Here is a 14,639-nt window from a genome sequence, read left to right as displayed (position 1 = left end):
TTATAAATTGTGTGAGAAATGCGGAATTCCCCTCAACGACCTACTCCGTTGGAGGTATCCACGGACGTCCCAGCGCCGATCCCTGTACGCCATGTTCATTCAGATAGCGATCCAGCTCGACCATTCCCGTCCATCGATTTTCGCACCACAGTGGAGCAAGCAGCGTCGGGCGACGGGCGCTGGCGGAAATGCGGTGGTAGATCACTTCCGGTGGCGTATGGCGAATCATTTCTCCGGCAGTGAGCGTGTAATCCTCCAGTTCAATACCGTTCAAACGCCCCGCTTCCCAGGCTTTCGCCATAATGCTGCCTTTCACAATATGCAGCGGATGCAGCTTTATGCCGTCCACGCCGGTTTCAACCACTCGCTCCAGCGTTTGCAAACATTCAGCCTGCCCTTCGCCAGGCAGGCCGACAATTAAGTGAGAACACACCTTCAGCCCGCGCTGACGTGCCAGCTGGGTTGTACGCTGATAACAGGCAAAATCATGGCCGCGATTAATGCGATGCAGGGTTTTGTCGTGGGCGGTTTGTAGCCCCAGCTCCAGCCACACTTCGTAGCCCTGGTCCTTATATTCGCAAAGCAGATCCAGCACCGCATCCGGCACGCAGTCCGGGCGAGTACCAACACACAAACCGACAATATTGGCCTGGCTCACCGCCTGCTGATACATAGAACGCAGCACCTGAACTTCCGCAAAGGTGCTGGTATACGCCTGAAAGTAGGCCAGATAGCGTTTAGCGCGGTTAACTAAATTCGCCTGGTGCGCCAGTTGCTCGGCAATGGAACGATGTTGCTGCGCTTCATCGGCAAACGAGGCAACATTACAGAATGTGCAGCCGCCACGCCCGATGGTACCGTCACGGTTAGGGCAGCTAAAACCGCCGTGCAGCGTCAGCTTATGCACCTTTTGCCCATAACGACGGGTGAGATCACCACCAAACATATTGACTAATTTCTGTAACTGCATAATCTGATAGACCGCGCCTTGAAAAGAGGCCAAAGCCTGCCATTTTTAGCTCATTTCGGCGATGACCTGGATCAATCGTCCCGGCCTGCCTTTACCAACTGCATAATCAATCAAAATTACCGAAATTTCATGCATAATCATATAAATCACTTTTGCTTATCTTGTGTCAGATTTTTTTATCTCCTTATGGATTTTAGGCAAAAACAGTAGCATGAAACGTCATCACCAATTAAGGCAGTATAAAATGCTGGTTTTCTCGTCAGTTCAAGGCAGGATAAGGGTTAACACGCCTTAATGACAGTCAGGAATTGGCTGTTTCTCTAACGACGCTCCTTTTAGCCTTAATTAGAAAATCTATTTTAATTTCAGTCAATTAATAAAGAATTTTGCGCTAAAGCACATTTCTGTACCAATAAGCTTGCCATTTGACCTGTATCAGCTTTCCCGATAAGTTGGAAATCCGCTGGAAGCTTTCTGGATGAGCAGCCTGCTCATCATATTTATGCAGTAATTGAGATCCCCTCTTCACCGTATTAACCGATGCGAAAAGGACAACAAGGGGGCGAATGCGAGGCGCGCGCATGACACGCAAACCCCGTCGCCACGCTCTTTCTGTGCCCGTGCGCAGCGGTTCGGAAGTGGGGTTCCCGCAGAGCCTGGGGGAGGTTCACGATATGTTGTACGATAAATCCCTTGAGAGGGATAACTGTGGTTTCGGCCTGATCGCCCACATAGAAGGCGAACCTAGCCACAAGGTAGTGCGTACTGCAATACACGCACTGGCCCGCATGCAGCACCGTGGCGCGATTCTCGCCGATGGTAAAACCGGTGACGGTTGCGGCTTGCTGTTACAAAAACCGGATCGCTTTTTTCGCATCGTTGCGCAGGAGCGCGGCTGGCGTTTAGCGAAAAACTACGCCGTCGGGATGCTATTCCTGAATAAAGATCCTGAACTCGCCGCTGCCGCACGCCGCATCGTTGAAGAAGAACTGCAACGCGAAACCTTGTCGATTGTGGGCTGGCGTGATGTCCCCACTAACGAAGGCGTGCTGGGTGAAATCGCCCTCTCCTCTCTGCCACGCATTGAGCAAATTTTTGTGAACGCCCCGGCAGGCTGGCGTCCGCGCGATATGGAGCGCCGTCTGTTTATCGCCCGCCGCCGCATTGAAAAGCGTCTCGAAGCCGACAAAGACTTCTACGTCTGTAGCCTGTCGAATCTGGTGAACATCTATAAAGGTCTGTGTATGCCGGCGGATCTGCCGCGCTTTTATCTGGATCTTGCGGACCTGCGTCTGGAATCGGCCATTTGCCTGTTCCACCAGCGCTTCTCCACTAACACCGTACCGCGCTGGCCGCTGGCGCAACCGTTCCGCTACCTGGCGCATAACGGTGAAATCAACACCATCACCGGTAACCGCCAATGGGCGCGTGCGCGTACCTATAAATTCCAGACACCGCTTATCCCTGACCTGCACGACGCCGCACCGTTCGTCAACGAAACCGGCTCTGACTCCAGTTCGATGGATAACATGCTGGAACTGCTGCTGGCAGGCGGGATGGATATCATCCGCGCCATGCGTCTATTAGTACCACCCGCCTGGCAGAACAACCCGGATATGGACCCGGAACTGCGTGCCTTCTTTGACTTTAACTCCATGCATATGGAGCCGTGGGATGGCCCGGCGGGCATCGTGATGTCTGACGGTCGTTTTGCTGCCTGTAACCTCGACCGTAACGGTCTGCGTCCGGCGCGCTACGTCATCACCAAAGATAAGCTCATCACCTGCGCCTCTGAAGTCGGTATCTGGGATTACCAGCCTGACGAAGTGGTCGAAAAAGGCCGCGTCGGGCCAGGCGAACTGATGGTGATCGACACTCGCAGTGGGCGTATTCTGCACTCGGCAGAAACCGATGACGATCTGAAAAGCCGCCACCCTTATAAAGAGTGGATGGAGAAAAACGTCCGCCGACTGGTACCGTTTGAAGATCTGCCCGATGAAGAAGTGGGTAGCCGCGAACTGGACGACGACACGCTTGCCAGCTACCAGAAACAGTTTAACTACAGCGCGGAAGAGCTGGACTCCGTAATTCGCGTACTGGGCGAAAACGGTCAGGAAGCGGTCGGTTCGATGGGCGATGATACCCCATTCGCCGTGCTCTCCAGTCAGCCGCGCATTATTTACGACTACTTCCGCCAGCAGTTTGCCCAGGTGACTAACCCGCCAATCGACCCGCTGCGTGAAGCGCATGTTATGTCGCTCGCCACCAGTATCGGTCGTGAAATGAACGTCTTCTGTGAAGCAGAGGGCCAGGCGCACCGTTTAAGCTTTAAATCGCCGATTCTGCTCTACTCGGATTTCAAACAGCTCACGACGATGAAAGAGGAGCACTACCGCGCAGATACGCTGGATATCACCTTTGACGTCACTAAAACCACGCTCGAAGCGACGGTCAAAGAGCTGTGCGACAAAGCAGAACAGATGGTGCGTAGCGGCACCGTGCTGCTGGTGCTCTCCGACCGGAATATCGCGAAAGATCGCCTGCCGGTTCCGGCTCCGATGGCGGTTGGCGCGATCCAGACCCGTCTGGTCGATCAAAGCCTGCGTTGCGATGCCAACATCATCGTCGAAACCGCCAGCGCCCGCGATCCGCACCACTTCGCCGTGTTGCTGGGTTTCGGCGCGACGGCTATTTATCCGTACCTTGCCTATGAAACGCTGGGCCGTCTGGTAGACACCCACGCGATTGCCAAAGATTATCGTACCGTGATGCTCAACTACCGTAACGGCATCAACAAAGGCTTGTACAAAATCATGTCCAAAATGGGCATCTCCACCATCGCCTCTTACCGCTGCTCGAAACTGTTTGAAGCGGTCGGTCTGCACGATGATGTAGTGGGCCTGTGCTTCCAGGGGGCGGTCAGCCGCATTGGGGGGGCGAGCTTTGAAGACTTCCAGCAGGATCTGCTGAATCTGTCGAAACGTGCCTGGCTGGCGCGCAAGCCCATCAGCCAGGGCGGCCTGCTGAAATACGTCCACGGCGGCGAATACCACGCCTACAACCCGGACGTGGTGCGCACGCTGCAACAGGCGGTACAGAGCGGCGAGTATAGCGACTATCAGAAATACGCGAAGCTGGTTAATGAGCGTCCGGCAACCACGCTGCGCGATCTGCTGGCAATTACGCTGGGTGAAAACGCGGTCAACATTGCCGATGTTGAACCGGCAAGCGAACTGTTTAAACGCTTCGATACCGCGGCGATGTCTATCGGCGCGTTAAGCCCGGAAGCTCACGAGGCGCTGGCGGAAGCGATGAACAGCATCGGCGGTAACTCTAACTCCGGTGAAGGTGGTGAAGACCCGGCGCGCTACGGCACCAACAAAGTGTCGCGCATCAAGCAGGTGGCTTCCGGTCGCTTTGGGGTTACTCCGGCGTATCTGGTCAATGCCGACGTCATTCAGATTAAAGTCGCCCAGGGCGCGAAGCCGGGCGAAGGCGGTCAGTTGCCGGGCGACAAAGTCACTCCTTACATTGCCAAACTGCGCTATTCGGTGCCGGGCGTGACGCTGATCTCCCCGCCGCCGCACCACGATATCTACTCTATCGAAGACTTAGCGCAGCTCATTTTCGACCTCAAGCAGGTTAACCCGAAAGCGATGATCTCCGTGAAGCTGGTTTCCGAACCGGGCGTTGGTACCATCGCCACCGGTGTGGCGAAAGCTTATGCCGATTTAATCACCATCGCAGGCTATGACGGTGGCACCGGCGCAAGTCCGCTTTCATCGGTGAAATACGCAGGTTGCCCGTGGGAGCTGGGGCTTGTTGAAACCCAGCAGGCGCTGGTTGCCAACGGCTTGCGTCATAAAATCCGTTTGCAGGTCGATGGCGGCCTGAAAACGGGTGTCGATATCATCAAAGCGGCGATTCTCGGCGCAGAAAGCTTCGGCTTCGGCACTGGCCCAATGGTCGCGCTCGGCTGTAAATATCTGCGTATTTGCCACCTGAACAACTGCGCAACGGGTGTGGCAACTCAGGATGACAAACTGCGTAAGAATCACTATCACGGCCTGCCGTTCAAGGTGACGAATTACTTTGAGTTTATCGCCCGTGAAACCCGCGAGCTGATGGCACAGCTTGGCGTAACACGTCTGGTGGATCTGATTGGTCGCACCGACCTGCTGAAAGAGCTGGACGGGTTCACCGCCAAACAGCAGAAACTGGCGCTGTCGAAGCTGCTGGAGACTGCCGAGCCGCATCCAGGTAAGGCACTCTACTGCACCGAAAACAATCCGCCGTTTGATAACGGCCTGCTGAACGCGCAGTTGCTGCAACAGGCGAAACCGTTTGTCGATGAACGCCAGAGCAAAACCTTCTGGTTCGATATCCGCAACACCGACCGTTCTGTCGGCGCGTCGCTTTCAGGCTATATCGCCCAGACGCACGGCGATCAGGGGCTGGCAGCCGATCCTATCAAAGCGTACTTCAACGGCACCGCAGGCCAGAGTTTCGGTGTGTGGAACGCGGGCGGCGTGGAACTGTACCTGACCGGGGATGCCAACGACTATGTCGGTAAAGGCATGGCGGGCGGCTTAATCGCCATTCGTCCTCCGGTTGGTTCCGCCTTCCGCAGCCATGAAGCAAGTATTATCGGCAACACCTGCCTGTATGGCGCGACCGGTGGTCGTCTGTATGCCGCAGGCCGCGCGGGTGAACGTTTCGGCGTGCGTAACTCCGGTGCAATCACCGTGGTAGAAGGCATTGGCGACAACGGCTGTGAATATATGACGGGCGGTATAGTCTGTATTCTGGGTAAAACCGGCGTGAACTTCGGCGCGGGCATGACTGGCGGCTTCGCTTACGTTCTCGATGAAAGCGGCGATTTCCGCAAACGCGTTAACCCGGAACTGGTGGAAGTATTAAGCGTTGACGATTTGGCGATCCATGAAGAGCATCTGCGTGGTCTTATCACCGAGCATGTGCAGCATACCGGTTCCCAGCGTGGTGAAGAGATTCTGGCGAACTGGTCAACCTTCGCCACTAAATTTGCGCTGGTTAAACCGAAGTCCAGTGATGTAAAAGCACTGCTGGGTCACCGTAGTCGTAGCGCAGCAGAGTTGCGCGTGCAGGCGCAGTAAGGGGTAGCAACAATGAGTCAGAATGTTTATCAATTTATCGACCTGCAGCGCGTTGATCCGCCTAAGAAACCGCTGAAGATCCGCAAAATTGAGTTTATTGAAATTTACGAGCCGTTTTCCGAAGGCCAGGCCAAAGCGCAGGCTGACCGCTGCCTGTCGTGCGGCAACCCATACTGCGAGTGGAAATGCCCGGTACACAACTACATCCCGAACTGGCTGAAGCTCGCCAACGAGGGGCGTATTTTTGAAGCGGCAGAACTGTCGCACCAGACCAACACTCTGCCGGAAGTATGCGGACGTGTCTGCCCGCAAGACCGTCTGTGCGAAGGTTCCTGCACCCTGAACGATGAGTTTGGCGCGGTGACCATCGGCAACATTGAGCGTTATATCAATGATAAAGCGTTCGAAATGGGCTGGCGTCCGGATATGTCCGGCGTGAAACAGACCGGTAAAAAAGTGGCGATTATCGGCGCAGGCCCGGCGGGTCTGGCGTGTGCAGATGTCCTGACGCGCAACGGCGTAAAAGCGGTCGTCTTCGACCGTCACCCGGAAATTGGCGGCTTGCTGACCTTCGGTATTCCGGCTTTCAAACTGGAAAAAGAGGTAATGACGCGCCGCCGTGAAATCTTCACCGGCATGGGTATTGAATTCAAACTCAATACCGAAGTGGGCCGCGACGTACAGCTGGACGATCTGCTGAGTGATTACGATGCCGTGTTCCTTGGCGTCGGGACTTATCAGTCAATGCGCGGCGGGCTGGAAAACGAAGACGCTGATGGCGTGTACGCAGCGCTGCCGTTCCTCATCGCCAACACCAAACAGTTAATGGGCTTTGGTGAAACCAACGACGAACCGTTCGTCAGCATGGAAGGTAAACGCGTGGTAGTACTTGGCGGTGGCGACACTGCGATGGACTGCGTGCGCACGTCTGTACGCCAGGGAGCGAAGCACGTAACCTGTGCCTATCGTCGTGATGAAGAGAACATGCCGGGTTCCCGCCGCGAAGTGAAAAACGCGCGGGAAGAAGGTGTTGAGTTCAAATTCAACGTCCAACCGCTGGGGATTGAAGTGAACGGTAACGGCAAAGTCAGCGGCGTAAAAATGGTGCGTACCGAAATGGGCGAACCGGACGCCAAAGGCCGTCGCCGCGCGGAGATCGTTGCAGGTTCCGAACATATCGTTCCGGCAGATGCGGTGATCATGGCGTTTGGTTTCCGTCCACACAGCATGGAATGGCTGGCAAAACACAGCGTCGAGCTGGATTCGCAAGGCCGCATCATCGCCCCGGAAGGCAGCGACAACGCTTTCCAGACCAGCAACCCGAAAATCTTTGCTGGCGGCGATATCGTCCGTGGTTCCGATCTTGTCGTTACCGCTATTGCCGAAGGTCGTAAGGCGGCAGACGGCATTATGAACTGGCTGGAAGTTTAAGCTCTGTCCCAGCGCCGCCTCCTCAGAAAAGAGTCGGCGCTGAAATTCTCCTTTCGTTCTGGAAAGCGCCTCGCATAATCTGAAGAAAACCAATGTAATACGCACATCTGGATTGTTACCGGCAGATGCCCGGCGTATAGCTGATTCCATTATTCAACACTGCGCCATATTAAGGGACAGATAATGGAATCGCTCTCAGAAGGAACCACAGCAGGCTACCAGCAAATCCACGACGGCATTATTCATCTGGTCGATAGCGCCCGGACGGAAACGGTACGTAGCGTTAACGCGCTGATGACCGCGACATACTGGGAAATTGGCCGACGAATTGTCGAATTTGAACAAGGTGGCGAGGCCAGGGCTGCGTATGGTGCGCAGCTAATCAAGCGACTATCAAAGGATTTAAGTCTAAGGTATAAGCGTGGGTTCTCTGCAAAAAACTTACGCCAAATGAGGCTTTTTTACCTCTTTTTTCAACATGTTGAAATTCGCCAGACAGTGTCTGGCGAATTAACACCATTGGGAATTCCGCAGACACCATCTGCAGAATTCCCATCGGCAAAGATTTGGCAGACGCTGTCTGCCAAATCTTTCCCCCTGCCCTGGTCCACCTACGTCCGTTTACTTTCCGTTAAAAACGCTGACGCCCGCAGCTTTTATGAAAAAGAGACGCTCCGCTGTGGCTGGTCTGTTCGCCAGCTAGAACGGCAAATTGCGACCCAATTTTATGAGCGAACACTGCTGTCACATGACAAATCAGCCATGCTGCAACAACACGCTCCTGCCGAGACGCATATTCTTCCGCAACAGGCGATACGCGATCCCTTTGTGCTCGAATTTCTGGAATTGAAAGATGAATACTCAGAATCCGATTTTGAGGAGGCGCTGATCAACCACCTGATGGATTTCATGCTGGAACTTGGGGATGATTTTGCCTTTGTTGGTCGGCAGCGAAGGTTACGCATTGATGACAACTGGTTTCGTGTCGATCTGCTGTTTTTCCACCGCCGTTTACGCTGCCTGCTAATCGTCGATCTAAAAGTGGGCAAATTCAGCTATAGCGATGCCGGACAGATGAATATGTATCTCAACTACGCCAAAGAGCACTGGTCACTACCGGATGAAAATCCGCCCATCGGTCTGGTTCTCTGTGCAGAGAAAGGAGTCGGAGAAGCGCATTATGCACTGGCTGGTTTGCCTAACACCGTTCTGGCGAGTGAATATAAGATGCAACTACCTGATGAAAAACGACTCGCGGATGAACTCGTTCGAACACAGGCGGTGCTAGAAGAAGGCTATAGACTCCGTTAATTTCAGCGGTTTCGAATTCTGCAGACACTGTCTGCAGAATCTTTAAAACGAACTAAGTTTTAAGCCATTAAATCAGCCTTAACCTTCACCACAACCTTTTTAATCTCACCAGGTTCGCCGACAACGCATCCTGGTTTATGCGGTTCTCCTAGCATAAACACGGCGAACATTCCCGGTTTTAAGTTGATGGTTTGCTCGTTTTCAATGGCGCTGCAAAGCTGGTAATCATCTTCATGGTGGAACTCTTCACACTGGCGCGCAGTGCCTGCCATGCCAAACAGAATCCGTTCCTCACCTTTTAATAACAGCTGGATATCAATGTATTGCTCGTGCAATTCCGCTTTTTTCTCGACGGGCGATTGAGTGTTAAACGTCATGACATTCATAAAGATATCGTCGCCCTGTAATTCGTAACGACCCGGTGCTTTTTCTTGCGGCCTGGCGGCTAAGGCTAGTGTTAACGCGTCCTGTAACGCAGGATGTAACCCAGCAGACGGTAATGACTGTACTTCACCCATCATCATAATATTTCTCCCTGGGCCAACAGCGCAGCCCCAAGTAAACCTGCATCATGGCGGTAGTGCGCCGCCAGTAAATCAACATGAAATGCCGCTGGCTCCTGCGCCAGATACGTTTCCACCAGCGCCAGATACCCTTCTGCCAGACCAACGCTGCCACCGACCACCACGCACTGACAATCAGTTGTGGCTTTAATATCAGCGATCAGCCTTGCCAGCACATGTGCGGAGCGGTGAATCAGCTGCTGCGCCTGCTCGTCGCCCTGCCCGGCGCGCATGAAAATAGTTTTCGCATCCGCGCCAGCCAACTCCCCCTGCGCTGCCGCTGCAATACCGCGACCAGAAGCAATCGCTTCCACGCAACCTGTGCGTCCACAGCCGCAGACTGGGCCGTGTGGATCGGCTAGCGTATGCCCGATGTGCCCCGCCAGACCGCCAGGGCCGGTAAGCAGTTTGCCGCCGCTCACTACACCGCCGCCGACGCCAGTGGAAACGGTGATAAACACCATCTCGGTTACATCGCCTTCCAGCGCCTGATACTCTGCCCATGCTGCGGCCTGCGCGTCGTTAATGGCAATGGTCGGCAAATTGGTAAGTTGTTCCAGCGTTTTGACTAACGGAAAGTGTAACAATCCACCAAGATTATGCGGATTCAGCGCCAGCAAGCTGCCGTCGCGAATAATCCCGGTTGAAGCGATGGCAACCCGCTGCGCATGAGCTTGCAACGGAGAGACTAATGCGGATAAGGCATCACGCAGTGCCTGCGGAGTCTGGCTGGCAGGCGTAGGAAGTTCTCGGCGATCGCGGATCTGCCCGTCAGCGCCAATCAGCGCGGCGGCAAGTTTAGTACCGCCGATATCAATCGCCAGCGTGGTCATAGCACCGCCTTTTTCATCGCTGTGTTGTACCACTGACAAATGTGTTCAAGACGCGTAATGGCAGAACCGACCGTCACCGCCCACGCGCCGTGGCGCATCGCATCAGCCGCCTGAGCAGGCGTGTTGTAACGCCCTTCGGCAATCACTCGACATCCGGCGTCACTCAACCTTTTCACCAGCGTCAGATCCGGCTCTTCTGGCGTTTCAGGCGTGGTATAGCCAGAAAGCGTAGTGCCAATAATTTCGGCTCCCAGCTTTTGGCATGCCAGGCCGTCTTCCGGCGTTGAGCAGTCGGTCATCGCCAGTAAACCGTGATGATGGATACGTGCCAGCAGCGTTTCAACAGGCACCGGACGCGGGCGGTCGGTGCCGTCAATAGCGATAATGTCCGCGCCCGCCTGCGCCAGCGCATCAACATCTTCAATATAGGCCGTGATGCGTACCGGAGAATCCTCCAGATCGCGTTTCACAATCCCGATAATCGGCACGCTCACCACCGCACGCGTAGCTTGCAGATTTGCCACACCTTCGATGCGAATGGCAACCGCGCCCGCCTGCTCTGCCGCTAATGCCATGGCAGCGACAATGTCGGGTTTATCGAGCGGGCTGTCCGGAACCGGCTGGCAGGAGACAATCAGGCCACCGTTAGCAGCGATTTTTTGATCCAGTTGTGCAAGTAACGACATACATCTTCCCTTAGCGAAAGGCCCGGTACAGAGACCGGGCAACAGGATTAACTTTTGGTTTTGACTAAATCGTTTTTGGCGCGGCCAAATGGCACGGCACCGCTAAATGGTTTGCCGTCGATAGCGTCATGAGTACGCAATGCTTCCGGGCGCAGCCAACGCTGAACACGGGAAGGCATATCCAGACCAATCAGCAGGATCACCACAAATGTCAGACTGAACGAGAGCGATGCCAGCGCAGTACCCAGATCCAGACGTTGAGCGATCAACGCGCCGATGATTGGGGCCAGTGCGCCACCCAATGCGCCAACGTTATAGGTAAAGCCCAGGCCCGCTGCACGCTGGTCGGTATCGAAATAACCGCCAATCAGTTTCGGTAAGATCCCGGCGATCCCTTGTCCAAGCATTTGCTGGAAGAACAGTAACAGACCGAGCACCCAGACGTTTGCGCCGCCAATCGCAAATACCGGAATAATCAGCAGCTGCGAGGCCAACAGACTACAAACGTACGCTTTGCGGGTTCCCAGCCAGTCACCGAGGAAGCCACCGACGCAGCACCCCACCGCCGCGCCAAAGCCACTAAAGAACAGCACATTGGCGACAGTATGCGGGTTATAAGCCAGATCGGTTTTCAGATACGTTGGCAGCAGCGCCTGAATCGGCCATGAGTAGAGGAAAGCAAACAACACGACCACCATCAGCATTACGCCAGTTGGCCAGCGTTTGCCCGTACTCTGCACCATAAAGCTGATAAAGATTGCGGCGCATAACAGCCCAAGAACAGCGACGATCGCGGCATTTTGCAGGTTACCGGCGAAGCAGAACCACAGCGCAGTAGCCGCCGCCAGTGTCATTACGATATTGGCAATGCGATGTTCACCACGGTAGAGAATATCCACCATTGTGCGTACTGGTGCTTTACCTGCGTGTTTCTCTTTCCAGTCTTCCGCTTCCGGGATGTTTTTACGCAGCCAGAGAGCAAAGATGATTGGCAAAATGCCGATAAAGAACAGCGCACGCCAGCCCCAGACCGGAACCACCAGGCTGTAGACCTGAGCGGCAACGACGGCCCCTACAGAGAAGCCTGAAATCAGAAAGCCACTGGCTTTGTTACGCAGATGTTTTGGCCAGCTTTCAATGACATAGGTGGCGCTGGAACCGTATTCACCCGCCATCCCCATGCCGATGACCAGACGAGCGATAAACATGGTGATGTAGCCTGGCGCAAAGCCGCAGGCCAGCGTCCCGGCCGAGAAGAGAACGATGCTGGTGACCATTGCCAGACGACGCCCGTAGCGGTCACCCATAGCGCCGAGCATCAGGCCGCCGAACCAGCGAGAGATAAAGGCTGCGGAGATCAGACTTGCCGCCTGCACCGTCGTCAGCCCGAATTCACCTTGTACTTCGGTGAGTACCAGGGCGATTAAAACGAAATCAAAACCGTCAAGCAGATATCCCAACCAGGCAGCGGAAAATGCCCGCCATTGTGCACGATTGAGATGGCGATACCACGGGATATTCTGGGTTGTAGTACTCATTGTGAGTCTCCCGCGGTGGGCGATGCCCACACGCTTTGGTATGAAAATTGTAGGGTACAGATGCGTTTATTTCCCCTCACCCGGTAGGGGCGAGCGAGGGGAAACAACTCACCCGCGCTCTTGCATCAACTGCTGGGCCAGCGCCTTCAGTTCTGGCAGATATTTTTCATCTACCGGACCAAACGGTTTGCGGCACAGCGGCACAGACACGACATCCATATAATGCAGAACAGTTTTCAGGCCGCGGAATACGCCCGTTTTGATCAGTAAATCAATGACTTTATTGCACTCAGTTTGCAGTTTCTGCGCGGTCTGGATATCGCCTTCTTTCAGCGCCTTCACGATCCCCTGATATCGCCAGCCCATGATATTGTAAGTACTGCCGATACCGCCGTCTGCGCCCGCCAGCAAGCCGGAAGCGAAGATTTCGTCGTAACCGTTATAGAGCACCAGATCAGGATGTTCACGACGGATCTGTTCCATCTGATAGAGATCGCCAGAGGTCTGTTTCAGCGCGCCGACACCAGGCAGCGTAACCAGTGTGTTGATCTGATCCAGGGTCAGTTTTACCCCGCTCAGGGCTGGAATGTTGTACACCACCATCGGCAAACCATCCGCCGAATCAATAATTGCCCGATAGTGATCGCAGTGTTCTTCAAAGCTGAAAGGATAGTAGAACGGCGTGACGGCGGAGACGGCATCGAAGCCATAACGTTTAGCCGATGCCGCAAGTTGTTGGCTTTCGGCGGTGCTGACGCAACCGACGTGGGCGATGAGTTTAATCTTACCTTTCGCCTCTTCGGCGACGATTTCCAGTACCTGTTCACGCTCGGAAAGGCTTTGTACAAAGGCTTCGCCGGTCGAACCACCCACGTATAAACCGTCGATGCCCTGCTGAATATTGAACTGAACCAGGCGGCGCAGACTCGCTTTATCCAGTGCTTGTTGTTGGTCAAAAGGAGTCAGGAGTGCAGCCATTACGCCACGTAAATTCGTTGCCATAAATACCTCTGAAGTGATGCTTGTCTGATAAACGATATACCTTTATACCTGTTATACCAGATCAATTAAGCAACACCCCATACAGAAAGCTTATAATGCGATCTGCTTCACTAAAGTTGCATTATTTCTTTTTGTTGGTGGTCTGACCGAAGGCGTGCCAGGTAGCAGAGACGCTGTTGAGATGCGATTGCAACGCACGATCGGCTTCATCGGGATCGTGGCGGCGGATCGCATCAACGATCGCAATATGCTGTTGATAACTAACGTTGTTATGTTCGTGCAGTGCCTGATCGGTAACCGTTGGGCGTGCGGCAATAAGCCAGTCGAGCAGGGCAACGTGGATCGCCATGAAGATTGGGTTACCGGGGATCTCCGCCAGCACGCGGTGGAAATCCACGTCTGAACGAATGAATGCCGCGTTGTTATCCAGCGACTGACTGTTGATTTCCAGTGCTTTTGCCAGCAAATCGATTTGCTCATCGGTGGCATGTTCAGCCGCATAGCGCACCAGGCTGGATTCAAAGAACAGACGTAATTGTTCGAAATGGGCAATCCCACCAGGATGAGAAAGGAAATCTTTCGCCATGCCGGAAAGCTCGCCGATGATGGTGTCCGCAGAAGGACGTGAGACGCGGGCACGTTCGCCGTTGTTTATTTGCACCAGACCTTTGCGTTTTAACGCTGCCAGCGCTTCACGCACCGAAGGACGCCCGACGTTAAAGAACGCCATCAGTTCGCGTTCAGACGGTAATTGTTCACCTTCGCCAAATTCACGACGGCGGATCATCTGTTCCAGCTCTTCTTCCACCATTTCGGAGAGTTTTTTACGCGCCAGCGGGCGGCTACGCAAGTTGCGACCAATTGCAGGTGAAGAATCTTCGGTTTGCGAATCAAATGCGTTCATAAGGCCCATTCTGTAAGGTCAGTGTGATTAACATCATCAGTGACATCCTATCACAGGATTGAAAGTAGGGGAAAATGGCAGGGTTTTCTCTTTGTGCCTCATCATTACCATAATTAACGGAATAATTAACTATTGCGAAAAATTAATGTAACGCAGATAAAAACATCCCGATTGAATTATTTACAAGACTATTCAAGAGCATTATGAATATTATGAATGTGTTCTTACAAAATAATCATAAGCACATATTTTTTAATGAAAAATCA

10 protein-coding genes are annotated in these 14,639 nt (G+C 53.9%); 3 read left to right on the top strand and 7 right to left on the bottom strand.

Annotated features, from left to right (window positions below; translation table 11 throughout):
- Positions 1 to 40: 40 nt before the first annotated feature.
- Entirely contained in the window at positions 41 to 970 is a 930-nt protein-coding gene (locus OQV04_RS02325) for a TIGR01212 family radical SAM protein (RefSeq protein WP_001362189.1), read from the bottom strand.
- Between the two features lie 674 nt (positions 971 to 1,644).
- Here OQV04_RS02325 and gltB point away from each other — a divergent pair.
- The 3 genes from gltB (at position 1,645) to OQV04_RS02310 (ending at position 8,847) form a co-directional block, all read left to right on the top strand.
- Positions 1,645 to 6,105 carry a glutamate synthase large subunit gene (gene gltB, locus OQV04_RS02320; RefSeq protein ID WP_032281679.1) on the top strand — a complete coding sequence of 1,487 codons (4,461 nt, stop codon included), beginning with the start codon at positions 1,645 to 1,647 and terminating at the stop codon, positions 6,103 to 6,105.
- Between the two features lie 12 nt (positions 6,106 to 6,117).
- Complete coding sequence (gltD, locus tag OQV04_RS02315) at positions 6,118 to 7,536, top strand: glutamate synthase subunit GltD (RefSeq protein WP_032281665.1); 1,419 nt, start codon at positions 6,118 to 6,120, stop codon at positions 7,534 to 7,536.
- Between the two features lie 183 nt (positions 7,537 to 7,719).
- Positions 7,720 to 8,847: a PDDEXK nuclease domain-containing protein gene (locus OQV04_RS02310; RefSeq protein ID WP_032281666.1), complete on the top strand. Its 1,128-nt coding sequence runs from the start codon at positions 7,720 to 7,722 to the stop codon at positions 8,845 to 8,847.
- Positions 8,848 to 8,906: 59 nt separating this feature from the next.
- On the opposite strand, the gene nanQ is transcribed toward OQV04_RS02310, so the two are convergent.
- From nanQ to nanR, 6 genes are all read right to left on the bottom strand, one after another.
- Complete coding sequence (gene nanQ / locus OQV04_RS02305) at positions 8,907 to 9,371, bottom strand: N-acetylneuraminate anomerase (RefSeq protein WP_032281668.1); 465 nt, start codon at positions 9,369 to 9,371, stop codon at positions 8,907 to 8,909.
- The gene (gene nanK, locus OQV04_RS02300; RefSeq protein ID WP_000209064.1) at positions 9,368 to 10,243 is read right to left on the bottom strand and encodes an N-acetylmannosamine kinase; all 876 of its coding nucleotides are present in this window, start codon (positions 10,241 to 10,243) and stop codon (positions 9,368 to 9,370) included. Before nanK ends, nanQ begins: the two co-directional genes overlap by 4 nt.
- Entirely contained in the window at positions 10,240 to 10,929 is a 690-nt protein-coding gene (locus tag OQV04_RS02295; RefSeq protein ID WP_001308081.1) for an N-acetylmannosamine-6-phosphate 2-epimerase, read from the bottom strand. Before OQV04_RS02295 ends, nanK begins: the two co-directional genes overlap by 4 nt.
- Before the next feature lie 47 nt (positions 10,930 to 10,976).
- Positions 10,977 to 12,467 carry a sialic acid transporter NanT gene (gene nanT, locus OQV04_RS02290; protein WP_000108458.1) on the bottom strand — a complete coding sequence of 497 codons (1,491 nt, stop codon included), beginning with the start codon at positions 12,465 to 12,467 and terminating at the stop codon, positions 10,977 to 10,979.
- 108 nt (positions 12,468 to 12,575) lie between these two features.
- Complete coding sequence (nanA, locus tag OQV04_RS02285) at positions 12,576 to 13,469, bottom strand: N-acetylneuraminate lyase (protein WP_000224714.1); 894 nt, start codon at positions 13,467 to 13,469, stop codon at positions 12,576 to 12,578.
- Between the two features lie 121 nt (positions 13,470 to 13,590).
- Entirely contained in the window at positions 13,591 to 14,382 is a 792-nt protein-coding gene (gene nanR / locus OQV04_RS02280; protein ID WP_000523845.1) for a transcriptional regulator NanR, read from the bottom strand.
- Positions 14,383 to 14,639 lie beyond the last annotated feature (257 nt).

The organism is Escherichia sp. Lx600-2, from assembly GCF_036662595.1.
GTDB lineage: Bacteria > Pseudomonadota > Gammaproteobacteria > Enterobacterales > Enterobacteriaceae > Escherichia > Escherichia coli.
Note: the sequence above shows the minus strand (reverse complement) of the source record. Positions and strands in the feature narration are given on the sequence as shown.

What these genes read in the sequence shown, in the direction of transcription:
- nanR (WP_000523845.1), bottom strand. Translation starts at nt 14,382, where the DNA reads ATGGGCCTTATGAACGCATTTGATTCGCAAACCGAAGATTCTTCACCT.
- nanQ (WP_032281668.1), bottom strand. Translation starts at nt 9,371, where the DNA reads ATGATGATGGGTGAAGTACAGTCATTACCGTCTGCTGGGTTACATCCT.
- nanA (WP_000224714.1), bottom strand. Translation starts at nt 13,469, where the DNA reads ATGGCAACGAATTTACGTGGCGTAATGGCTGCACTCCTGACTCCTTTT.
- OQV04_RS02310 (WP_032281666.1), top strand. Translation starts at nt 7,720, where the DNA reads ATGGAATCGCTCTCAGAAGGAACCACAGCAGGCTACCAGCAAATCCAC.
- gltB (WP_032281679.1), top strand. Translation starts at nt 1,645, where the DNA reads ATGTTGTACGATAAATCCCTTGAGAGGGATAACTGTGGTTTCGGCCTG.
- nanT (WP_000108458.1), bottom strand. Translation starts at nt 12,467, where the DNA reads ATGAGTACTACAACCCAGAATATCCCGTGGTATCGCCATCTCAATCGT.
- OQV04_RS02325 (WP_001362189.1), bottom strand. Translation starts at nt 970, where the DNA reads ATGCAGTTACAGAAATTAGTCAATATGTTTGGTGGTGATCTCACCCGT.
- gltD (WP_032281665.1), top strand. Translation starts at nt 6,118, where the DNA reads ATGAGTCAGAATGTTTATCAATTTATCGACCTGCAGCGCGTTGATCCG.
- OQV04_RS02295 (WP_001308081.1), bottom strand. Translation starts at nt 10,929, where the DNA reads ATGTCGTTACTTGCACAACTGGATCAAAAAATCGCTGCTAACGGTGGC.
- nanK (WP_000209064.1), bottom strand. Translation starts at nt 10,243, where the DNA reads ATGACCACGCTGGCGATTGATATCGGCGGTACTAAACTTGCCGCCGCG.